Origin of the sequence: Caballeronia sp. LZ035 (assembly GCF_031451175.1) — a bacterium.
GTDB lineage: Bacteria > Pseudomonadota > Gammaproteobacteria > Burkholderiales > Burkholderiaceae > Caballeronia.
In genome coordinates this window covers 30895-52801 of record NZ_JARUXS010000003.1, presented here as the reverse complement: position 1 = coordinate 52801, position 21907 = coordinate 30895, and the positions used below count along the sequence as shown (strand labels likewise).

Annotated in this window: 23 protein-coding genes and 1 pseudogene; 14 read left to right on the top strand and 10 right to left on the bottom strand. The window is 64.2% G+C overall.

Annotated elements, in window-relative coordinates:
* From QCE88_RS23255 to QCE88_RS23240, 4 genes are all read left to right on the top strand, one after another.
* Positions 1–1302 carry an FAD-dependent oxidoreductase gene (locus QCE88_RS23255; protein WP_309906689.1) on the top strand — a complete coding sequence of 434 codons (1302 nt, stop codon included), beginning with the start codon at positions 1–3 and terminating at the stop codon, positions 1300–1302.
* On the top strand, positions 1299–2087 hold the full coding sequence (locus QCE88_RS23250; RefSeq protein ID WP_309906687.1) for a DUF1365 domain-containing protein: 789 nt from the start codon (positions 1299–1301) through the stop codon (positions 2085–2087). Before QCE88_RS23255 ends, QCE88_RS23250 begins: the two co-directional genes overlap by 4 nt.
* A complete protein-coding gene (locus tag QCE88_RS23245) occupies positions 2084–3295 on the top strand; it encodes a cyclopropane-fatty-acyl-phospholipid synthase family protein (protein ID WP_309906685.1) in 1212 nt (403 codons plus the stop codon). The genes QCE88_RS23250 and QCE88_RS23245 overlap by 4 nt, the downstream gene beginning before the upstream one ends.
* 233 nt (positions 3296–3528) lie before the next feature.
* On the top strand, positions 3529–4572 hold the full coding sequence (locus QCE88_RS23240) for a sensor domain-containing diguanylate cyclase (protein WP_309908747.1): 1044 nt from the start codon (positions 3529–3531) through the stop codon (positions 4570–4572).
* Between the two features lie 12 nt (positions 4573–4584).
* On the opposite strand, the gene QCE88_RS23235 is transcribed toward QCE88_RS23240, so the two are convergent.
* From QCE88_RS23235 to QCE88_RS23225, 3 genes are all read right to left on the bottom strand, one after another.
* Positions 4585–5286: an SDR family NAD(P)-dependent oxidoreductase gene (locus QCE88_RS23235; protein WP_309906683.1), complete on the bottom strand. Its 702-nt coding sequence runs from the start codon at positions 5284–5286 to the stop codon at positions 4585–4587.
* A gap of 33 nt (positions 5287–5319) precedes the next feature.
* Entirely contained in the window at positions 5320–5697 is a 378-nt protein-coding gene (locus QCE88_RS23230; RefSeq protein ID WP_309906681.1) for a potassium channel family protein, read from the bottom strand.
* Between the two features lie 78 nt (positions 5698–5775).
* The gene (locus QCE88_RS23225) at positions 5776–7338 is read right to left on the bottom strand and encodes an MFS transporter (RefSeq protein ID WP_309906679.1); all 1563 of its coding nucleotides are present in this window, start codon (positions 7336–7338) and stop codon (positions 5776–5778) included.
* A gap of 103 nt (positions 7339–7441) precedes the next feature.
* On the opposite strand from QCE88_RS23225, the gene QCE88_RS23220 reads away from it, so the two are divergent.
* Positions 7442–8314 carry a LysR family transcriptional regulator gene (locus QCE88_RS23220; RefSeq protein ID WP_409018199.1) on the top strand — a complete coding sequence of 291 codons (873 nt, stop codon included), beginning with the start codon at positions 7442–7444 and terminating at the stop codon, positions 8312–8314.
* Between the two features lie 9 nt (positions 8315–8323).
* Here QCE88_RS23220 and QCE88_RS23215 read toward each other — a convergent pair whose 3' ends face one another.
* Positions 8324–9514 (bottom strand): polysaccharide pyruvyl transferase family protein, encoded by a 1191-nt coding sequence (locus QCE88_RS23215; RefSeq protein WP_309906676.1) that lies wholly within the window; start codon positions 9512–9514, stop codon positions 8324–8326.
* A gap of 97 nt (positions 9515–9611) precedes the next feature.
* Here QCE88_RS23215 and QCE88_RS23210 point away from each other — a divergent pair, with 97 nt between their 5' ends.
* Positions 9612–9779, top strand: a complete 168-nt coding sequence (locus tag QCE88_RS23210) for a hypothetical protein (RefSeq protein WP_309906674.1) — start codon at positions 9612–9614, stop codon at positions 9777–9779.
* 263 nt (positions 9780–10042) lie between these two features.
* On the opposite strand, the pseudogene QCE88_RS23205 reads toward QCE88_RS23210, so the two are convergent.
* Positions 10043–10264: pseudogene (locus QCE88_RS23205) on the bottom strand (alpha/beta hydrolase-fold protein); the annotation flags it as partial.
* Positions 10261–10737: a glycine zipper 2TM domain-containing protein gene (locus QCE88_RS23200; protein WP_309906672.1), complete on the bottom strand. Its 477-nt coding sequence runs from the start codon at positions 10735–10737 to the stop codon at positions 10261–10263. The gene QCE88_RS23200 and the pseudogene QCE88_RS23205, both read right to left, overlap by 4 nt.
* A gap of 179 nt (positions 10738–10916) precedes the next feature.
* On the opposite strand from QCE88_RS23200, the gene QCE88_RS23195 reads away from it, so the two are divergent.
* The 5 genes from QCE88_RS23195 (at position 10917) to QCE88_RS23175 (ending at position 16264) form a co-directional block, all read left to right on the top strand.
* Positions 10917–11687 (top strand): hypothetical protein, encoded by a 771-nt coding sequence (locus QCE88_RS23195; RefSeq protein ID WP_309906670.1) that lies wholly within the window; start codon positions 10917–10919, stop codon positions 11685–11687.
* A gap of 222 nt (positions 11688–11909) precedes the next feature.
* Positions 11910–13178, top strand: a complete 1269-nt coding sequence (locus QCE88_RS23190; protein ID WP_309906668.1) for a PQQ-dependent sugar dehydrogenase — start codon at positions 11910–11912, stop codon at positions 13176–13178.
* The gene (locus QCE88_RS23185; protein ID WP_309906666.1) at positions 13175–13492 is read left to right on the top strand and encodes a cytochrome c; all 318 of its coding nucleotides are present in this window, start codon (positions 13175–13177) and stop codon (positions 13490–13492) included. Before QCE88_RS23190 ends, QCE88_RS23185 begins: the two co-directional genes overlap by 4 nt.
* A gap of 515 nt (positions 13493–14007) precedes the next feature.
* On the top strand, positions 14008–15924 hold the full coding sequence (locus QCE88_RS23180; protein WP_309906664.1) for a hypothetical protein: 1917 nt from the start codon (positions 14008–14010) through the stop codon (positions 15922–15924).
* 67 nt (positions 15925–15991) lie between these two features.
* Positions 15992–16264, top strand: a complete 273-nt coding sequence (locus QCE88_RS23175) for a hypothetical protein (RefSeq protein WP_309906663.1) — start codon at positions 15992–15994, stop codon at positions 16262–16264.
* 302 nt (positions 16265–16566) lie between these two features.
* On the opposite strand, the gene QCE88_RS23170 is transcribed toward QCE88_RS23175, so the two are convergent.
* The 3 genes from QCE88_RS23170 to QCE88_RS23160 form a co-directional block, all read right to left on the bottom strand.
* The gene (locus QCE88_RS23170; RefSeq protein ID WP_309906661.1) at positions 16567–16749 is read right to left on the bottom strand and encodes a hypothetical protein; all 183 of its coding nucleotides are present in this window, start codon (positions 16747–16749) and stop codon (positions 16567–16569) included.
* Positions 16750–16868: 119 nt separating this feature from the next.
* The gene (locus QCE88_RS23165; RefSeq protein WP_309906659.1) at positions 16869–17537 is read right to left on the bottom strand and encodes a glutathione S-transferase family protein; all 669 of its coding nucleotides are present in this window, start codon (positions 17535–17537) and stop codon (positions 16869–16871) included.
* Between the two features lie 21 nt (positions 17538–17558).
* Positions 17559–18356, bottom strand: a complete 798-nt coding sequence (locus tag QCE88_RS23160) for an enoyl-CoA hydratase/isomerase family protein (protein ID WP_309906657.1) — start codon at positions 18354–18356, stop codon at positions 17559–17561.
* A 319-nt stretch (positions 18357–18675) separates the two neighbouring features.
* On the opposite strand from QCE88_RS23160, the gene modA reads away from it, so the two are divergent.
* The 3 genes from modA to modC are packed head-to-tail and all read left to right on the top strand — an operon-like array spanning position 18676 to position 21246.
* The gene (gene modA / locus QCE88_RS23155) at positions 18676–19443 is read left to right on the top strand and encodes a molybdate ABC transporter substrate-binding protein (protein ID WP_404990157.1); all 768 of its coding nucleotides are present in this window, start codon (positions 18676–18678) and stop codon (positions 19441–19443) included.
* An 8-nt stretch (positions 19444–19451) separates the two neighbouring features.
* A complete protein-coding gene (gene modB, locus QCE88_RS23150; RefSeq protein WP_309906654.1) occupies positions 19452–20132 on the top strand; it encodes a molybdate ABC transporter permease subunit in 681 nt (226 codons plus the stop codon).
* Positions 20125–21246, top strand: a complete 1122-nt coding sequence (gene modC / locus QCE88_RS23145; protein ID WP_309906652.1) for a molybdenum ABC transporter ATP-binding protein — start codon at positions 20125–20127, stop codon at positions 21244–21246. The genes modB and modC overlap by 8 nt, the downstream gene beginning before the upstream one ends.
* Here the strand turns inward: modC and QCE88_RS23140 are convergent.
* A complete protein-coding gene (locus tag QCE88_RS23140; RefSeq protein ID WP_309906650.1) occupies positions 21235–21822 on the bottom strand; it encodes an NUDIX domain-containing protein in 588 nt (195 codons plus the stop codon). The two genes, modC and QCE88_RS23140, sit on opposite strands and share 12 nt — an antisense overlap.
* Positions 21823–21907 lie beyond the last annotated feature (85 nt).

The window sequence follows — 21907 nt, the reverse complement described above, 5'->3', positions numbered from 1 at the left end:
ATGAAGCCATCGACAGAAGCAGGACAGCGTATCGCGGTGATCGGCGCGGGGATCGCCGGTCTCGCGAGCGCGTACCTGCTGGCGCGTGCGCATCGTGTGACGCTCTTTGAATCCGCCGATTATCTCGGCGGCCATTCCCATACCGTGGACGTGACGCTGGACGGCGAGCGGCATCCCGTCGATACGGGCTTCCTGGTGTTCAACGACCGCACTTATCCGAATCTCATCGCGCTGTTCGACGAACTGGGGGTCGCCGCGCACCGCACCGAGATGTCGTTTTCCGTGTCGCTCGACGGCGGGCGCTTCGAATGGGCCGGCACGAACCTGAACACCGTGTTCGCGCAGCGGCGCAATCTGTTCTCGCCGTCGTTCATCGGCATGTTGCGCGACATCCTGCGCTTCAACGCGTCCGCGCCCCGGCATCTGGAGCACGCGAGCGCGAACCGCTGCTCGGTCGGCGAACTGCTCGCCGAGCACGGTTACGGCGCGCCGTTCCAGCGCCGCTATCTGTTGCCGATGGCCGCGGCCATCTGGTCGAGCGCCGCCGGCGATGTCCTGCGCTTCCCCGCTGCCACTTTCTTGCGGTTTTGTCTTAATCACGCGCTGTTGCAGGTGAACGACCGGCCGCCATGGAAGACCGTGGCGGGCGGCGCGCGCGACTATGTGCGGCGCATCGCGGCCACGCTCGACGACGTGCGGACGAACACGCCGGTGCGCGGCGTGCGTCGTGACGACGAGGGCGTCGTGGTGATGACCGATGAAGGCGGTCCGGAGCGTTTCGATGCCGTCGTGCTCGCCACGCACGCGCCAACCAGCCAGCGCTTGCTCGACGACGCCTCCGACGCCGAACGCGCGCTGCTCGGGGCGGTGCGCTACCGGCGCAATGTCGCGATGCTGCATACGGATCCGGCGTTGCTGCCGCGCCGCCGCCGGGTGTGGTCGGCGTGGAACTATCTTGGCGGCGCGCGCGCACGAGACACCGACGAACACGCCGCGCCGGTCTGCGTCAGCTATTTGCTCAATCAGCTGCAGCCGCTGCCCTTCACGACGCCGCTGGTCGTCACGCTCAATCCCGTCGATGAACCCGCGCCCGGCACGATGCTCGGCTGCTACGACTATGAACACCCGCTGCTCGACCTCGCGGCCATCGACGCGCAGGCGCATCTGCCCGCTCTGCAAGGCACGCGCCGCACGTGGTATGCGGGCGCGTGGACCGGCTACGGCTTCCATGAAGACGGGCTGAAGTCGGCGCTGCGCGTGGCGCGCGATTTCGGCGTGACGCCGGCATGGGCGCAGCCATGACGACGGCCCGCCTGCTGACAGGCCGCGTGATGCACGAACGGCTGCGCCCCACGCACCATCGTTTCGACTATCCGGCGTGTTACGTGGAATGCGACGTCGCCGGGCTCGACGCGCTGCAAAGCGGCTGGTTCGGCATCGACCGGACGCGGCTCTTTTCGCTGTTCACGCGCGACCACGGTCCGCGCGACGGCAGCAACCTCGAACACTGGATGCGCGCGCGTCTGGCCGAGGCCGCCATTCCCGCCGATGGCGTCATCCGGCTGCTGACCATTCCGCGCGTGTTCGGCCATGGTTTCAATCCGGTGAGCTTCTGGTTCTGCCATGACCAGGCTGGTGCGTTGCGCGCGCTTTATGCCGACGTGCGCAATACCTTCGGCGAGCATCGCGGTTATCTGCTGAGCGCGCCGGATCATGCCGTCATCACGGCGGGCACTGAGCTGACGTGCCGCAAGACCCTGCACGTTTCACCCTTCTGCGACGTCGCCGGCGACTACACGTTCCGGGTGCGCCAACGTGGCGCGCATCTTTCGCTGGCCATCGACTATTGCGACCCGGACGGCCTGCTGATCCGCACGGCCTTGGCTCTCGACGCGCGGCCGCTCACCGCCGCGCTGGCAGGGCGCACGCTGCTGCGTCAGCCCTTGCTCGCCGCCGGGGTCATCGTGCGGATTCACTGGCAGGCGCTCAGGCTCTGGCTCAAGCGCGTGCCCTTTCATGGCCGGCATCCGCCGAGTCAAGCCGATCCAAACCATACGAACGAATCCAACAACAAGGTCCGATCATGAATCTGCTGCGGTCATTTTCCGCGCAAACGGCCATGCCGTTCGCCGCGCGGTGCTTCCTCGCTCTGCTGCGGCGCATTCGCGTCGGTCATCTGGTGCTCGTGACGCCGGACGGCGACCGTTGCGTCTTTGGCGACCCGTTGATGCAGCCCGCCGCGCGACTCTACATTCATGACTGGCGCGCCTGCCGGGCGATCCTGCGCGCGGGCGACATCGGCTTTGCGCAAGCGTATCGCGACGGCTGGGTCGACACGCCGGACCCGTGCGCCGTGCTGCGCCTCGCGCTCCGCAACGAGGCGGCGCTGCAACGCACGGTGGTGGGCGGCGCGCTGGCGCAAGGGTGGAACACGCTGCGGCACCGGCTGCGGCTGAACACGCGCGCCGGCAGCCGCCGCAACATCCACGCGCATTACGATCTCGGCAACGACTTCTACGCGCTCTGGCTCGACCCGACGATGACCTATTCGAGCGCCTGCTTCGAAGGCGACGCGCATGGCTCCCTCGTGGCGGCGCAGGAGCGCAAGTACCAGCGCATTATCGAGACGCTCGGCTTGCGCCCCGGCATGCAGGTGCTCGAAACCGGTTGCGGCTGGGGCGGCTTCGCGCGCCACGCGGCGCGCCAGGGCATTCACGTGCATGGCGTGACGATTTCGCCCGCGCAACATGCCTGGGCGCTCGAACAGACCCAGCGCGAAGGCCTGACCGGTCTCGTCGAGTTCGAACTGCGCGACTACCGCGACCTGCACGGCCGGTATGACGCGATTGTTTCCATCGAAATGTTCGAGGCCGTGGGCGAAGCGTACTGGCCGGCTTACTTCCGTATGCTGCGGCGCTGCCTGAAGCCGGGCGCGCAGGCGCTGGTGCAGTCCATCACCATTCGCGATGCGCACTTTCCCGCATACCGTGCTTCCAGCGATTTCATCCGCGAGAGCATCTTCCCCGGCGGCATGCTGCCCAGCCCGGAACGCTTCGTTCGCGCGGCACAGCGCGCGAGACTCGACGCACACACGACGCTTTCCTTCGGCGCGGATTACGCGCGCACGTTGCGGCACTGGCGACGCGCGTTCGACGCGCGTGCGGACGCCGTACGCGCGCTGGGCTTCGACGAAGCCTTCATGCGCACATGGCGCCTCTATCTTGCTTATTGCGAAGCGGGCTTCGAAGAAGCACGCACGGATGTCATGCACTTCGTGGTGTCGCACAACGCGTGACACGCGAAAGCGAAGTGTTCGGGAGAAAAAAACGGGCCCCGCGTGAGCAGGGGCCCAAACTCGAGACCACCTTTGTGTAGCGTGAGCTACGGAAGGAGCATAAGCAGACCTGCGCCAAGTGCCCATTGGCAAATTCCGAAAGCGGGACCGCCGATGCCGGAAACTTCAGAACGCCGCCGCCCGTGCCGATAAGACACAGAACAAAAATAACCGGCTTCACGCCGACCGACACGATGATCTCCGATTCCTCCAACGGCCCGCTCCATGCCGCTTTCCTGCGTCACGAAGATTCCCTCGCGCCGTCCGGGCACGCGCTCGGCGAAGACGACCACGCGGTGTATCGCACGCTGCTGGAGTCGACCAAGGCGATTCCCTGGAAGATCGACTGGGCGACGATGGCGTTCACGTACATCGGCCCGCAGATCGAGACGCTGCTCGGCTGGGCGCCCTCGACGTGGAAGACAGTGACCGACTGGGCCGAGCGCATGCATCCGGACGACCGGGAAGCGGTGGTCAATTTTTGCGTCGCGCAATCCCAGGCGGGTACGGATCACGAAGCCGACTACCGCGCGCTCACTCGCGACGGCGGCTATGTCTGGCTGCGCGACGTCGTGCATGTCGTGCGCAAGGAGAATGGCGACGTCGAGGCGCTGATCGGCTTCATGTTCGACATCAGCGAACGCAAGCGCACCGAGGAGAAGCTCGCGCAGATGCAGGCGGAACTGGAGCGTCTCTCGTTCAGCGATAGTCTGACGGGCGTCGGCAACCGCCGCCGCTTCGACGACGTGATGGCGCGCGAATGGGAAACCGCCGGGGCGTCGGGCAAGCCGCTGTCGCTGGTGATGATCGACATCGACTTCTTCAAGTCTTACAACGATTATTACGGCCACCTGCAAGGCGACGCGTGTCTGCAACGCATCGCGCGCGTGCTCGGCGAAGCGGCGGGTCCGCAGCATTTTCTCGGACGCTTCGGCGGCGAGGAGTTCGCGCTGATTCTCGCGGAGACCGATGCCGAAGCCGCGATGCGCATCGCCGAGCGCTGCCGCGCGATGATCGCCGACGCAGCCATCCCGCACGTGCGCTCGCCGCACAACCAGCAGGTGACGGCGAGCTTCGGCGTCGGCACAGTGGTGCCGGGCGAGCGTATCGACGTGACCACGTTCATCAATCTGACCGACGCGCAGCTGTATCAGGCCAAGGACAACGGCCGCAACCGCATTGCGGCGGTGGATCGCGCCGGCATGCAGGGCGAAGGCTTCAAGGCGCAATCGCGCTGAGTCAACCGGGCTTCAAACGCGCCCGGCAACAGGAATCGCCGCGCCCGTGATGCATTGCGCATCGCGCGACAGCAGGAATGCGATCACCGCGCCGAGTTCGTCGGGCTTCACCCAGCGTGTGAAGTCGGCGTCGGGCATGTCGCGGCGATTGGGCGCGGTATCGATGATCGACGGCAACAGCGCGTTCACCGTGATGCCGCGATCCTTGAGTTCTTCCGCGAGCGCTTCGGTCAGGCGGATCAGCGCGGCCTTCGACGCCGCATACGCGCCCATGCCCGCGCCCGCCTTCAGCGCGGCGAGCGCGCCGATATTGACGATGCGCCCGTGCTCCTGCGCGCTCAACGCATCGAGCGCCGCCTTCGACGCGTTCAGCGCCGTCTTCACGTTGACATCGAACATGGCTTGCCAGGTGTCGACGCTGCCGTCCGCGATGGTTTCCCAACGAAACGCGCCCGCCACGTTCACGAGCGCATGCAGCCCGCCGGTCTGCTGCACGATGCGCTCGATAGCCCCCTGTGCCGCCTGCGCATCCGTCAGGTCGATGTCGGTGACGATGCACGCGTCGGCGAGTTCAACGGGCAAGGGCTGCGCGCTCGGACGCTTGCCGATCAGCGCAATGCGCGCGCCGCGCCCGGCGAGCAGGCGCGCCGTCGCGAGTCCGAGGCTGCCGAAGCCGCCCGTGATGGCGACGGTCTTTCCTTCGAGGCTGTCCATGGCGATATCGCTCCGTTACACGTGATGCAAACGTCACGGGCGGGCGTGCTGCGTCGCCCGCTGGATGGAGAATACCGCCGCCGCCGTGATTACGCCCATGACGAGCACGCCGAACATGCCGATCAGCACGGCCAGCGCGCGTCCAAGACCGGTGGTCGCGATTACATCGCCATAGCCGATGGTCAGCGCCGTCACGCCGCAGAAGTACACCGTCTCGCCAAACGATGTTTTCAGGTGCGTGAAGGTGTCGATAGGTGCGCCCAGGTAATGCATCGCCACGCACAGGACGGCAAAAATCAGCAGGAAGGTCGCGAACAGCGAACGCAGATGCCAGAGCGCACGCATGAATTCGATCGTCACACGACGCGAATTGATCGTCTCTGACTTGAGAAGTTTAGTAATGCCGTTCATGGGGAAGACCTGCACGATAGACGCGCGAGGCTCCCATCCTACTCGTGGACAGCGTGTGTCCGCGAGATACGTGGCCGGTTATTCAGACACGGCTGATTGAGGCTTTCCGGATGCTTTCAATGGCGTGTCGCTTCGCGTCATGCCGGCAAGCAACCACACCGCCGCCGCAACCATCAGCGCGCAGGCCCCGGCCACGCCGAGCGCCGCCGAGAAGCCGCTCGCGAAACTCTCCCGCGCAATTCGCACGACCACGGCCCCGGCCGCGCCGCCCAGGCTCGCGCCCGCGTGGGCGAGATCGCCCGCCAGCAGGCGTGAGAGGAATGTGTCGTCGAGCACGGTGCGGGCATCGGCAAGCGCGAACGCGTGGGCGTCGAGCGCCGCGTGCGTGCGCGTCGCCAGCACGGCGCCCAGCACGCCCACCGAAGTGACAATGGCGGTAAAGCGCGTCGTCGTGCTGATCCCCGACGCCATGCCGGTCCGGTTCGGCGGCACGCACGCCATGATCGCCTTCTGGGTATCGCCGTTGAGCACGCCCGCGCCCAGGCCGGTCACGATCATGCCCACGGCGATCAGCCCGTAGCTCGACATGCCGGCGAACAGCGCCGTCAGCAGGTTGCCCGCGCCGATGGTCGCAAGGCCTACGGACAGCAGCGTCATCGAGGGCACGCGCCGGCCGAGCGCCGCGCCGATGTGCGGCCCGATCACCATGGCAATCGCGAACGGCAGCATGCCGATGCCCGCGCGCACCGCCGGCAGCCCGAACGCGTTTTGCAGATAGAGCGGCAGGAAGGTCATCATCACTTGCGCGCAGGCGGCGTAACCCGCCATCGCGAGCACGGCGGCGACGAAGCGCGGCTGGCGGAACAGCGTGAGGTCGATCATCGCGTGGGCGCGGGTTCGCTGGAGGCGGACGAAGAGCGCGAACAACACGGCACAGGCGGCGAGGCGCGATTCGGTGCGCCAGTCGGCCCAGCCGTCTGCCTGCGCGTCGATCAGCGCCCAGATGCCGAGCGCCAGCGCGGCGGCAAACAGCGCGCTTCCCGCCAGATCGAGCGGCCCGGCGTTCGGGTTGCGCGACTCGCGGATGCCGCGCCACGCGCAGACTGCCAGCACCGCGCAGATCGGCAGGTTCATCAGGAAAATCCAGCGCCAGCCCGCCCATTGCGTAATGACGCCGCCGCCGGGCGGCGCAATGGTCGTCGACACGCCCATGCAGGTACCCCACACGGCCCACGCGCGGGCACGCGCCGCGCCTTCGTGAAAGGTGTTGGCGATGATCGCGAGCGCCGAGGTCAGCAGCATCGCGGCGCCGACGCCCTTCGCCGCGCGGGCGATATTCAACGCCACCGCCGATGGCGCGAACCCGCAGCCGAGCGACGCAAGCATGAAGACGGCCAGTCCGGCGATCAGCAGGGTCTTTCGGCCGACGCGGTCGGCCAGCGCGCCGGCCGGCAGGAGGCAGGCGGCGAACGCGACCATATAGGCGCTCACGACCCATTCGACCTCGGCGAAACCGGCGTGGAAATCGCGCGCAATGGAAGGCAGCGCCACCGCGACGACGTTGGTATCGAGCGTGATGAGCGCGCAGGTCGCCGATGCGGTCAGCAGGACGAAACGGGGGTTGCGAATCGTGTCGGACATGGAAGGTGCAGGAAGGCCAGGTTCCCGACGATGCTAAAGGCGGCAGTGTTTCCTGTCATTGACATAGAATCTCAACTTAATTACCGAATTCCTGAATAGAAACATGCCTGTCGAATTGCGTCACGTGCGCTGTTTCCTGAGCGTCGCCCGGCACCTGCACTTCTCGCGTGCCGCCGAGGAACTCGGCATCGCGCCGCCCGCGCTCACCAAGCAGATCCAGGAAGCGGAGCGCCTGCTCGGCGCCCGGCTGTTTCACCGTACCAAGCGCTCCGTCGCGCTGACGGCCGCCGGCGAGGCTTATCTCGGCGAAGCACAGAGCGCGCTCGAGCATCTCGCGCGCGGCGCGGAGCGGGCCGCGCTCGCGGAACGGGGCGAACTGGGGCGGATCGTCGTCGGCTACGTGGGCTCGGCCGTCTATGCAGGCGTGCTGCCCGCCGCCGTGCGCGGATTTCGCGCGCGCTTTCCGCTCGTGGAAATTGGCATCGAGGAGATCGTCATGCGCGAAGCGGGGGCGCTGCTGCTCGAAGGACGGATCGACGTCGCCTATGTGCGGCCGCCCGTGCCCTGGCCCGAAGGCGTGGAACTGCGCACCGTGCATCGCGATACCTTCCTCGTCGCCCTACCCGGCGATTCGCCGCTCGCCGCCTTCTCCACCATTTCGCCCGCGCAGTTGAAGGATCAGTCGTTCGTCGTGCCGGAGCAGGAGTCCGGCACGCTCGACGTGGCGCGGCGCGGACGCTTCACGGCGCGCGTCGTCGCCCAGCCGGGTACGCTCGCCGCCGTGCTCGCGCATGTGTCGCTCGGCGGCGACGTCGCGGTCGTGCCGCGCTCGCTCGCGCAGTGCATGGTGGTGCCGGGGGTCGAGTATCGGGAAATCGCGGGCAAGCCGGTGCCCTCCGAAGTGGCGATGATGTATCGGCGCTTTGAACGGGCGCCGGCCGTCAAGGCGTATCTGGACTTCATCGCTCAGCCGTAGCGGTTTGAGTTACCTCGGTGTCGTGAGATCGTCGAACGCCTGCCGATACGCTCGTGCGAGCGCCGCCGCATGCTGCGCGAGGGTCTCGCGGTCGGCCTTCAGGGCTGCCAGCATGGCGTCGCACAGGTTGTCGACAGGCTCGACGCCTACAGTGGCTTCGTCCCATGCGCACGCGTACGCGCGCTGCTTTTCGGCGTCTCCGTGGCGGATATTCATGCGCGGCAAGCCATACGCCATCGCGATGATCCGGCCGTGCAGGCTGCTGCCCACGTAGCCTTCGCTCTTCGCGATCAGCGCGCAGATATCCCACACGTTCAGCGACGCAAAGATGCTCACCGTCCGGCAGTTCATGCGGCGCACGGTCCGCTCATAAACCGCGAGATCGTCGTGCCACGGCGCGGCGCCCGCACGGAACAGCACCATGCCTCTGCCGCTCGTTTCGGCCAGCCGGTCCAGCTGCCGGGCGATGCGGGTCAGCGTAGCGTCGTCGCCGAAATCCGCGCTGAACTGCACGGCGAGAAAACCCTGCGGCAACGCGCCTTGAATCGCGGCAAGCTCGCCGCGCTGCGCGTGCGCCTGAATGCGCTCGTCGAACAGCGCCGCGATGGAGGAAACCGGATCCGGCATCAGGCGCGCCTCGATGCCCGCCAGCCGCAGGGCGGTTTGGGTCTGCGCGTCGCGCACAGTGAGCGCGTCGGTGCTTCGGAGCTTGTCGAGCACTTCGGCGCGCATGGCGGAAGCGAGCGACTCGAGCTTCACGCCGCCGACCGCATTGCAGACGATCGACGCGGCGTGCGGAAACGCCTCGCGTCCAATCACGTAGGGTGCGGAAGCGTCGATGCCGAGCATCGATTGCGCCCAAGCGCGACGCTCCGATTCCCGCACGCCATGGCGCGCAATGCAGCGCTGCGTTTCGCCCGGCTGCGTCAGCATGACGGCGGCCTGCCAGGCATCGCAGGTAAGCAATTCGCCGCCGGCGTGAATCACGGTCACGGGTTCGTCGCGCCAACGCGCAGCCACCTCGGCGAGCGCCGCCACTCTATGACCGCCGCAACCACGCAGATCGCGCTGCGCGAGTCCGGCGAACACGAGCTCGATCGCGGGCACGCGCTGCGTCAGCAGCCGCGCGACGACGTGTGCAAACAGCATGTCGCCGGTGTTGTGCCGGTCGAAGGCGCCGAACAGAATGACTCGTTTCATGGTCCTGTCGATGGCAGCATCCGGGATGCCAGGCGCTCACGTACGCCTAACTCTCGACACGCACACTTCCCTCACACATTGCGTGACAGGGGGAATCATGAAGATCGAACCGACAGCCGTCGCCGCGGGAGCCTTGCTCGCTGAACCGTTGAATCGCGAAGTTCAGCTCGATGAAACCGCACGCGACACGTCCCCTCCAACGGATGCGATGCGCTACGAAGACTTGCTGCCCTACCTGCTCCTGCCGATGGCCGGTGCGTACTGACGACGGCGTCCTTCGCGAACTTCATCACACGGACGTCCGGACGGGCTGCGAACGCTGCGGCGCGCGACGCCGGCAAGCCTGTCACGCGTGCAGTCTCACTGCTCAGCGACGCAGCCCTCGCTGGCACACAAACGTCGCTTCACAACCCTGTCTGCGCTCCAGCCGCCCGGCGCAACCGTCGAATAACTAACGCAGAAAGCCAGGCGGAGCGTCTCATCGATGCCCCGCCTGGCTTTTCGTTCGCCCGCCTCCGGAAGGCGTCAGTCGCCCGCGCCGCGAATCTCGGCGCCGCGCGGCGACGTATCCGGCGCGATCGGCTCAATGCCATGTTTCGCGGCGTAACGCTGCGCGCCCGCCTCGATCGAAAAGGTTCCTTCCGTGCAGGTCAGGCCAGCGTGGCAGAACAGCGCCGGCACCTTGCCCCACGCGGCCTCTTTCGGCAGAAAGACCGGGAAACGCATCGGCAGGCCGATGCTTCGCGTCAGCTCGTCACGCGGGTGATCCCGCCGCTCGACAGCAGCCGGACCCGTTCGCCGGCATAGAACATCTGGCCATCCGCGGCCTGCGTGATCGCGCGCAGATCGCCGTTATCCAGACGCACGGTGATTTCCAGCCCCTTCTGCTGTTCCATGCGGTTCTGCACCTTGTCGCCCGCCACCGCGCCCGCGATACCGCCAATCACGCCCGCCAGCAGCGAGCCGTGTCCCTCCCCGATCGCGCTGCCCGCCACCGCGCCGAGCACGCCGCCGCCGAGCGCGCCGAGCACGGACGGTTGGCCATTGTTATCGTCGATCGTCACGCCGCGCACGCTTTCCACGGTCGCCATCCGCACGGTCTGTTCGCGCTGCGTCTGCATGCTGTCGTAGATATCGGCGGAACTGCCCATCGAGGCGCAACCGCTCATGCCCACGGTGCAGACCAGCGCCATTGCACACACTGCGACAGTCGACTTGTTCATTTCTCACTCCTCACTCAGGCAATGTCTTGTTGGGATCGGCCCGTGTCGTGCAAGCCCCGGTGCCATGGAAGATATCCTAAGGATGCTGAATGAGTTGGAAATGAGGCCGCGCGCCGCGCTTGACCTGCTTGATTGAAGCGCTTATACAGGACACTCATCGCCCGCGACCGGAGTCTTTAATGAAAAGAACCGCGATTCCCCTCGTGCTTTGCGCCGCCGCGCTCGCCGCCTGCTCCACCGACGGCGGCAATCCGGCCTCCGGCGCCGCGCCGCCGCCCGGCACGGTCACGACCACTTTCTCCTCCGGCGGCGTCTACAAGGGCTCGCTCCAGGGCAGTACCGCCGAGGCCACGCTCCTGATGCTCTTCGACGGCACCGCGTATCTCTTCTACGGCGGCGCCGGCGGCACGGGTCTCGCCGGCGTCGCGGTGGCCGCGCACGGCACCCAGACCAGCGACGGACGTTTCACGAGTTCGTCCGCGTTCGACTATCGGCTGGGCACGCAAGCGGCGTCGCCCGTCACCTTCAACGCGAATTTCGCGCATGCGCCGTCGGTCGACGGTAGCGTAGTGAATCGGAACGGCAGCGCGAGCCTCGCCTACGCGGCGCGCGCCATGCCGATCCTCGATGTCGCCCCGACCCGCGCCAACGCGGGCGGCCTCTACAGCGGGCGCGGCATGTCGCTCGGCGGGGCGACGCAGACCCGCATCACCGTCGCCGGCGACGGCTATCTCGCCGGCACGACGACCAGCGGCTGCATTTTCAGAGGCACGACCGCGCCCCATGAAGGCGCGAATGCCTACGACGTCTCGGTGACCTTCGGCCCCGCGCCCTGCCCGTTGCCGGACGCCACGGTAACCGGCAACGCCATTCTCGACGGCGCGCGGCTGCTGGTCGCGTTGCCGAGCCCGGACCGCTCGGACGTGTTCCTCTTCGACGGCCGGAAATAGCGGCCGCACGCGTCGCTCACCGTTCGGGCAAGCGAGTTTTCAGAAGTGAGTTTCACCGCAGGCAGCGTCGTGGCGTTCGCGTCCTTTGCTTCCAGGTTGCGCGCTTCGGCGAAAGTAGTCGTGCTGTTCAAGGCACCATCCAAACGCTGTTTTTGCTTTGCATGGATCCGGCCGAAGGCGCGAGACGCCGAAGCCGGTCGACAACATCCAGGAGACAACCCGATGAACGCAACGTTCAAGCTCGTGCCGTCCGCCGTCGCCGCCCTGTTCACCTGCCTGCCGCTCGCGCACGCGGCGCAGGACAACGTCAATGCGCTGTCCAACTTCCGTCAGACCGGCAACTCGGCGCCGGCGGAAACGATTCCCCAGTCCGGCGCCACCGCGGACGCGCTGCGCAAGAACCTCGAACAGATCAAGCTGCCGCCCGGCTTCAAGATCGAGCTGTACGCGGTGGTGCCGGAAGCGCGCGCAATGGCGATCGAGCCGTCCACGGGCGTCGTGTTCGTCGGCACGCGCAAGAACCGCGTGTGGCAGGTCACCGACCGGACGCATCAGCGCGTGGCGAGCGATGTCGCCCAGTTCGCGTCATCGGTCACGTTCAAGGTGCCCAACGGCGTGTGTTTCTCGCCGGACGGCGTGCTTTACGTGGTCGAGCAGAACCGGGTGCTCGCCTTTCCCGCGGCACAGTTCTTCGGCGAAGGCGGCCCGGACGTCGCGGCAGCCGTGGTCTTCCCGCAAGGCAAGCTGATTCCGACGCAGTTCGAAAGCTTCAATCACGGCGCCCGTTATTGCCGCGTGGGCCCGGACAAGAAGCTGTACATCGCGCTTGGCCAGCCGTGGAACGTCCCGCCGAAAGACAAGCTCGCCGATCTCGACCGCAACGGTCTGGCCGGCATCATCCGCGTGGATCAGGACGGCAAGAACCGCGAAACCTATGCGCATGGCGTGCGGAATTCGGTCGGACTCGACTTCAACCCGAAGGACAAGACGCTCTGGTTCACGGACAACCAGGTCGACGGCATGGGCGACGACATTCCGCCCGGCGAACTGAATCACGCGACCAAGGCGGGCGAAAACTTCGGCTTCCCGTGGTATGGCGGCGGCAAGGTGCGCACGGTGGATTACAAGGATCAGAATCCGCCGGCGGGCGTGGTGTTTCCGCAGGTCGAGTTCGCGGCGCATGCCGCCGACCTCGGCATGTCGTTCTACAACGGCAAGATGTTCCCGCAGAAGTATCAGGGCGGCATCTTCGATGCCGAGCACGGCTCGTGGAACCGCACCAAGCCGATCGGCGCGCGCCTCATGTTCATTCCCATCAAGGACGACGGCACGGCAGGCGAGGCGGAAGTCTTCGCGGAAGGCTGGCTGACGCCGAACGGCGAATACATGGGCCGTCCGGTCGATGTGCAGACCTTGCAGGACGGCTCGCTGCTCGTGTCCGACGACTACGCGGGCGCGATTTATCGCATCTCCTACATGGGTGCGAAGTGAACGGGGCGCTGAGGGCCGCATTGCTGGCAGGCGTGCTGGCGGCGGTGTCGCACCCGTCGTTCGCCGCCGGCGACATCAAGGCGGGACGCGCGAAGGCGGCGCAATGCGCGGCGTGCCATGGTATCGACGGCATGTCGAAGCTGCCCGAGGCGCCCAATCTCGCGGGCCAGACCGAGGAATATCTTGTGAAGGCGCTCAACGACTTCCGGTCGGGCGAGCGCAAGAACGAGATGATGACGATGGTGGCCAAGCCTTTGTCAGACGCGGACGTGGCCAACCTCGCGGCCTATTACCACAGCCTTGGAAAGCCCTGACGGCGGCCTTCGCTGAATTTTTTTTCGCCTCGGGGGTTGACGTCAATACTTAAGGGTTTATACTTATCCCTGTCTCCTCCATGTCTCAACCGATGTGGATTCAAGCCCGCTCACTGAAGCGGGCTTTTTTTTCGCCTGCGCGTTGGGCGCGGCTGGTACGTCGTCACGCCGCCGGCATGCATTTTCATGTGATACGTCCCGCGAAACTCTCATTCTGCAAAATCGAACGGTTCGGCTTTTTGCAATGACGGCGCACGTCACGAATTGATGCACTCAATATAAGCTGGGTGGTCAATAGCAGTGATATCCACCGTTCGGCATTTTAAAACTCGCGTTTCGCATTTTCAGACCAATCTCCACATTTCCGCAGATGCTGCCTCGCGCAAGCTGAAACTTCGCTTGCGAAAAATAACTCCCTCCTTATGCTTGCCATGTCGTGTGACAGAGATTTTCTTTCGCACGACGCATCCTGCCGCACAAGTCTTGAATGACGATGACCATCAGTCATCACGGCAATGAAACTCACTCTCGGCATCGCTCTGGAGTTATTAACGACAATGAAGAACGCTCTTATAAAAGCTGCTTCGCTAATGGGTTTGATTACACTCAATCTGACCGCCAGCGGCAGCGTAACCGTGCCTAATGTAGAAAACGATCCCTGGTATTACGGTGGCGGCGCATTCGATAATCTGTCTGCTTATAGTGGTGTACCCGCTGTCACAAATAATTATACGTGGACGTCGGCGGACAACTCGAAGAAAGTCAGTTATGCGATGACGACCGGTCATCAGATCGTGACGGTGGCAGGCAAGTCCAATAACACCATTTCCGCGGCCATGGCATATCGCGCCTACACGCAGTCCGGGTCCAATATCGCTGCCAATCGTCCGGTGACATTTCTTTATAACGGCGGCCCCGGAAGTGCCTATGCCTATCTTCAGGCAGGGTTTGCGCCAAAAGCCCCGGTTCTGAACTTGCCGACTCAGAGTACCGGTCCATTCTCGGTCGCAAATAACTGGTACGACAACAATCCGAACAGCATCATCAACGATACGGATCTCGTGTTCATCGATCCTGTCGGAACCACCTATTCCACGGCTATCGCGCCCGCGAAAAATCAGGATTTCTGGAACAGCGATGTCGACGGCCGCTCCGTCGCGGCGTTCATCAGCTCTTATCTGAACGCCACGGGCAGATCGAATTCGCCGGTTTATTTGTTGGGTGAATCATACGGGACCGCTCGTTCCGCAATCACTGCAAATATTCTCGCGAATCAATACGCTCAGATCAACCTGAAAGGAGTGGTACTTCTCAGTGCCGTCCTGAGCGGAACGAATGCCCTCACCTCCCTGGCGGGCACGCTTCCGACCCTCGCGGCCAACGCTTATGCGAATAAGCAGGTCAACTGGTCGGCACTGGGTATCAATCCCGCGTCTCCTCCATCGCTCGAAGATTATCTTGCTCAGGTTGAGTCCTACGCCACTTCGACAATCCTGCCCTTCGAGACGCTGACCCACCTCCCTCAAGTTCTCTCTTACTATTACTCTCTGACGGGTGTCGATCTGGGTGAAAACAACAGCTCATACCTTACCTACGCCCAGCAAACCTTGTTGAACAACATCACGTCTGGCGCTTTTTCGACGAACGGCGTTCTCAATACGCTCGAACTTGCGAATCAGATCGTCGCATTGCAAAAGCAAGCACCGACCAATGTCGCTGGCGCCACGTCGGACTACCAGAATCTGGTCGCCCAAATCAACATTGCCCAGTCATTTCTGCCCAATATGGTGTATCCCGATACCATCAAGTCTCGCGTTGCGGCATATACGGGACTGAACTCGTCCATGATTACATCGGCAGTGTTCGCCAGAAGTAATCAGGCGGGCAACGCATTCCACAACAGTCTCGGTCAGACGCTTTATCTTGGCGAATACGATGGGCGCGTTACTTCGACAACGCCGCCTGACGCGAACAAGTTTGGCAGCGACGACCCGACCATATTGATGATCGACCCAATCGTCAATTGGGCCTGGTCAAATCTCAATACGCTGGGCGGATACAATCCGAATGCGCTAAATACCACCAGCCTCACAAACGAAGCCCTCTTTGCTCTCTGGGACTGGACGCATGTGCAGCCTGATAATCAGACCACCTATTCCGAGGAGACTACCGCTGCCATCAATGATCTCCGTTCCGCGATGACAATCAGGCCGAACCTTCGCGTGTATCAGGGAAATGGCTATTTTGATTCGGTCACGCCCTATTACGGCACGGCCCTGACTTATGCGCAAACCTTCTCCGATACGCAAGGTCAGGCCCTTCTGCAACGGGTCACGTTCAAGGATTTTGGGTCAGGGCACATGCTCTATTCGACGCCTTCCGTTGGAACCGCGTTGAAGGCACAACTCGACGCGTTCTATTCCGCAAACTGATTCCGACGAAATCCGTGGCCTCCATCAATCTCCGTTGTGGAGGCCATCTTTTCAAAGAAGGTCTTCGATGCGCTACAGACTTTTCGCATTCGCTTCACTCGCCTGTCTACTGGCGATGGCCGCATATCTGATTTCGAACGCTCATAGATCAGAGCCTGCCTCTTCGCCGGTCTCGATCCAGCCGCAAGCCTCGGCGGGCCAGATCACGGAAGCCGCCAACCCGAACCCGACCGCGGGAGCAGACGCCGAGGAGACAAAGACCAAACTCGCAGAACAGGCTGCCGCCGATTTCAAAAGCGCCTTGGTGGCAAGGTACGGCAGTTCCGTGCTTCAGCACTGAACGCACAAAGCGCCGGCCTCGGCACCCTACAGGCTGCCGAGGCGGCTTGACATGTGCCAGCGTAGAAAGAAGCACCGCTGGATTCCCAGGCTCTTCGGCCTCGATTTCTTGATGGTTGGTCTCCCCAGCGCGTCCTTCACGGCGGTTTTGGGGTACTTCCACCGCGACTGGCCCCGGTCGCGGTTATCCACAGATCGCGTGGACAACTCGTTGGATATCGTTGTTATTACTTTCTCAACCCGTTGATTCCAAACACCTTGCAGTCGACGCCCGGCAAACGCGCCCCCGCGCGCACGCCGGCCTCAGTCAGCGGCAGGAAGACATGACGCGAGCATCGCGTCGATCCGCTTGGCTTCCATGCTGAACAGCGACTGCGGCGTAAAGGCATTCAATTCGTCGGAGGCGGAGCGCGGCAATGCCGTCGCGATGGTGGCCGTCGCGACAAGCGCAACGATCATCGACAGTAACCAGTAGAAAGCGGCCATTGCGAACCTCGTCAGGTGAGTCTCTCCGAATCCGCGCTTGCAGGTCAGCGCGTGATGTGAAGAGTAAGGTCGCGCGGCGCAGCGCACGACCCCACGGACGAGGGGACTTGAAGGAGGGCTTACGGGCGAAGCTTCGGCGAAGCGACCGTCGAGATGTCCTGAGCCAGCGCGGCCGCTTCCTGCGCACGCATCGCGCGAAGATAGCCTTCACGTTCGCTCAGACGCTTCCAGTAGTCCGCGATGGACGGCGCAAAGCGCTCGCTCAAGCCGATGAGTTCGGCCAGCATCAGCGCATAACCGACGGAGATATCGGCCGCCGTGAAACGTCCGGCGCACAGCCAGGGCTGCTTCTCCAGTAACGGTGCCAGCGTGCGCAGGCGCGCGTGGAACCAGCGCGCATAATCCTCGACGATCTGCGGCTGCCTGCGCTCGGGCGGCTCCAGATGCGTGTAGCGCAAGACGAGCGTCTGCGGGAAGGTCAGCGTGGCTTCACCGAAGTGCAGGAAGTTGAGATAGCGGCCGAAGTCGCGCTCGTTCGGAGCGACATCCAGCACGCCGGGCGAATGACGCGCGGCCAGATACTGGCAGATCGCCGCCGACTCGGTCATGAAAACGCCCTCGTCTTCGAGCGCCGGAATCGTGCCGAGCGGATTCACTTCCATATAGGCGCGCGCCAGCACGCGCGGCGGGAACGGCAACATCTTCAGTTCGTAGGGCACGCCGATTTCTTCCAGCGCCCACAGCGGCCGGAACGACCGCGCGCTCACGCAATGATGCAGCGTAATCATGTGCGCTCCCTCTCCATCTGCTCAACCAAGCCACGACGGCTTGCGTTTCTCCAGGAAACTGCGCACGCCTTCGCGCCCTTCGTCGGACGCGCGGATGCGCGCAATGCGTTCGGCCGTCTCGCCGATCAACGCCTCGCCAATCTCTTTGCCCGCAAAATCCGCGACGAGTTGCTTGCACTCGCGCACGGCGTTCGGGCTGTTCGCGACGATGGCTGAAGCGATGGCCTCGACGCGCGCATCGAGTTGCTCGGCTTCCACAGCTTCATGCACGAATCCGAGCCGCAGTGCTTCGGCGGCGTCGAAGCGCTCGGCCGTCACGAAGTAGCGATGCGCCGCGCGCGCGCCCATCGCGCGAATCACATACGGCGCAATGGTCGCGGGCATCAGGCCGAGCCTCGCTTCCGACAGGCAGAACTGCGCCGTGTTTGCCGCCACCGCGATATCGCACACCGCGACGAGTCCCATGCCGCCGGCGTAGGCATCGCCCTGAACGCGCGCAATGACTGGCTTCGGGCACGCGTAGACCGTGTTCAGCATGGTGGCGAGGCCCAGTGCATCGGCGCGATTCTCCGCTTCCGAATAGCCCGCCATGCGCTTCATCCAGTTGAGATCGGCGCCCGCGCAGAAGGCCGGACCATTCGCGGCGAGCACGATGACGCGCACGTTCTGATCGTCGCCGAGCGCGCGGAAGGCCGCCGTCAGTTCGACGATGGTCGCGTCATCGAAGGCATTGCGCACGTCCGGGCGATCCAGCGTCACGCGCGCAACATGTCCTTCGATTCCAAGCTTCAGACGCTGAAGATTCGCTGCATCGGTCATATCTGGTCTCCCTGCTTCGCTTGAATTGAGCTTTGCTCAATTTTTACCGGATGACTTCTGTTCGAGATAAATCAGTGTCGGCCAAAAGCGTCCAAACGGTCAACTCATATCTTTGAGCGACACTCACAAACCGGCGCGACATCGAACATTCGCCGGCACACATGCGCGTCATGTCATGAAGCCAACATGCGCCCACGCAATATAGTCGTATATATTACGGTGCTCGCCGAACCACACGGCGCAAGCGCTTCGCTGCCTTGCAAGCGCCATCCGCAATCGATCCATAACCAGAATGTCCACTCGATTCAAGGAGTCTCACGTGAAGATTCGAATTCTCCGCGCCCTCATGGGTGCGCTCGTTCCGCTCGCCGCCGGTATCGCTGCTTCGTCGGCGCTGGCGGGTGAAGTGAAGGTCGCGGTCGCGGCCAACTTCACGGCGCCGGTGCAGGCCATCGCCGCGGACTTCGAAAAGGATACGGGCAACAAGGTGGTGGCTTCATTTGGCGCGACGGGTCAGTTCTACGCGCAAATCAAGAACGGCGCGCCCTTCGAAGTGTTCCTCGCCGCTGACGACTCCACGCCCGCCAAGCTCGAAACCGAAGGCGCAACCGTGCCCGGCAGCCGTTTCACGTATGCGACGGGCGCGCTTGCGCTGTGGTCCGCGAAAGACGGCTACGTGGACGACAAGGGCGACGTGCTGAAGAAGAATGCCTTCACCCACATCGCGATTGCCAATCCGAAGGCCGCGCCCTACGGTCTCGCTGCCTATCAGACACTCGACAAGCTCGGCCTGACCGCCGAACTCAAGCCGAAGGTCGTCGAAGGTCAGAACATTTCGCAGACGCAGCAGTTCGTCGCGAGCGGCAACGCGGAACTGGGCTTCGTTGCGCTGTCGCAGATCTACAAGAACGGCAAGATCACGGGCGGCTCGGCGTGGATCGTGCCCGCGAACCTGCATGAGCCGATCAAGCAGGACGCCGTGATCCTCGAGAAGGGCAAGGACAATCCGGTCGCGAAGCAGTTCATCGAGTATCTGAAGGGACCGAAGGCCGCTGAAGTGATCAAGTCCTACGGCTACCAGCTGTAATCCCGCCGATGCCCCTCGACAGCAGCGACCTCCAGGCCATCACGCTGACGCTCGAACTGGCGGCGCTGACGACGGCGCTGCTGCTCGTCGTCGGCACGCCGATCGCGTGGTGGCTCACACGGACGCGCTCGCGGCTGAAGGGCATCGTCGGCGCAGTCGTGGCGCTGCCGCTGGTGCTGCCGCCGACGGTCATCGGCTTCTATCTGCTGCTGGTGATGGGCCCGAACGGCTCGGTTGGCAAGCTGACGCAGGCGCTCGGCATCGGCTTGCTGCCGTTCACGTTCGCGGGGCTGGTGGTCGGCTCGGTGATCTATTCGCTGCCCTTCGTCGTGCAGCCGCTGCAGAACGCGTTCGAAGCCATGGGCCGCCGTCCGCTCGAAGCCGCGGCGACCCTGCGCGCCGGCCCGTGGGACAGCTTCTTCACGGTGGCGTTGCCGCTCGCGCGTCCGGGCATCGTCACGGCGACGATTCTCGGCTTCGCGCATACGGTCGGCGAGTTCGGCGTCGTGCTGATGATCGGCGGCAATATTCCGGGCCATACGCGCGTGGTGTCCGTGCAGATCTTCGACCACGTCGAAGCGCTCGAATACGCCCAGGCGAACTGGCTCGCGGGCGGCATGGTGATATTCTCGTTCGTCGTTCTTCTGCTGCTCTATTTCGGCCGACGGTCCTTCTCGGCGCATGTCTGAACTCACTTCCTCCTCACGCGCAGGCTCCGCTATCGAGGCGCGCTTTCTCGTCGAGCAAAGCGGCTTCACGCTCGACCTCGATCTCGCGTTGCCCGGCCGCGGCGTCACCGCGATCTTCGGCCATTCCGGCTCCGGCAAGACCACGCTGCTACGCTGCCTCGCGGGCCTTGCGCGTCCGCGCACGGGCAAGCTGGTCGTCAACGGCGAAGTCTGGCTCGATACCGAGCGCCATGTCTTCCTGCCCACTCACAAGCGTCCGCTTGGCTACGTGTTCCAGGAAGCGAGCCTCTTCCCGCATCTGAGCGTGACGAAAAATCTGCGCTACGGGCTCGAGCGCGTGAAGCCGGCCGAACGGCGCGTCGATCTCGCGCAGGCAGCCGAACTGCTGGGCATCGGGCATTTGCTGGAACGCATGCCGTCGGGGCTGTCGGGCGGCGAGCGCCAGCGCGTGGGCATCGCGCGCGCGTTGCTGACGAGTCCGCGCCTGCTGCTGCTCGACGAGCCGCTTGCGTCACTCGACCAGAAGCGCAAGCTCGAAATCCTGCCGTATCTCGAACGCCTGCACGACGAGCTCGATATCCCGATGCTCTATGTCAGTCACGCGCCGGAGGAAGTGGCGCGGCTCGCCGATCATCTCGTCTTGCTGGACGCGGGGCGCGCGGTGGCGAGCGGACCGATCGCGGAGACGCTTGCACGCCTGGACCTGCCGCTCGCGCTCGCCGATGACGCATCGGTCGTGCTCGAAGGGATCGTCGCCGGTCATGACAGCGCGTACGGCCTGTTGACGATTGCGCTGCCTGCTTCGCTCGCGAAGCTGACCGTGGTACACGCACCGCTGCCCGATGGCAAGCCGATGCGCATCACCGTGAAGGCGCGCGACGTGAGCCTCGTCACCGGCCCGCACGACGAGGCGCGCAGCAGCGTGCTGAACGTGCTGCCGGCGACGGTCGTCGGCATCGCGGACGATGCGCATCCTTCGCAGGCCGTCGTGCGTCTCGATGTGGACGGCACGCCGCTGCTCGCGCGCGTGACGCGCTATTCGCTGGACCGGCTGGGTATCGTCACGGGCATGCGCGTGTGGGCGCAGGTGAAGGCGGTGTCGCTACTTGCCTGAACGCGCGTTGAGCGCCGCGTGCTGCAACAACATGATGGTCTTGCCGTCCATGATTGCGCCGCTCGCGATCATCTCCAGCGCCTTCGCCAGCGGCACCTCGATCGTCTCGATTTCCTCGCCCTCTTCCTCGACCCCGCCACCCGCCGACACGCGCATCGAACTATCGTAGTCCCCGAGATAGAAGTACAGCTTTTCGGTCACCGATCCCGGGCTCATGAACGCCTCGAAGACCTTCTCGACGTGCCGCACACGATAGCCCGTTTCCTCCTCCACTTCGGCGCGAATACGCTCTTCCGGCGATGCATCGTCGAGCAGCCCGCCGGGCGTCTCGATCAGCATGCCGTCGTGTCCGTTGACGAACGCGGGCATGCGGAACTGGCGCGTCAGCAGCACGTTGCCGGTCTGGCGGTCGTGCAGAAGAATGGTTGCGCCGTTGCCGCGATCGTAGGTTTCGCGGTTCTGGCGCTGCCACGTGCCGTCGCGGCGGAGGAAATCGAACGTGACTTTCCTGAGCACGTACCAATCGTCCGACAGGACAGCGGTGTTCACGATGCGGACGCGGTCTTTCGTATCCATTGTTTGCATTCGGCCTCCCCCATTCGACGTTCAAGTCAGCGCATGGTATCGTGCAGTTTCGTGCAATATCAAGAAAATTCACGCA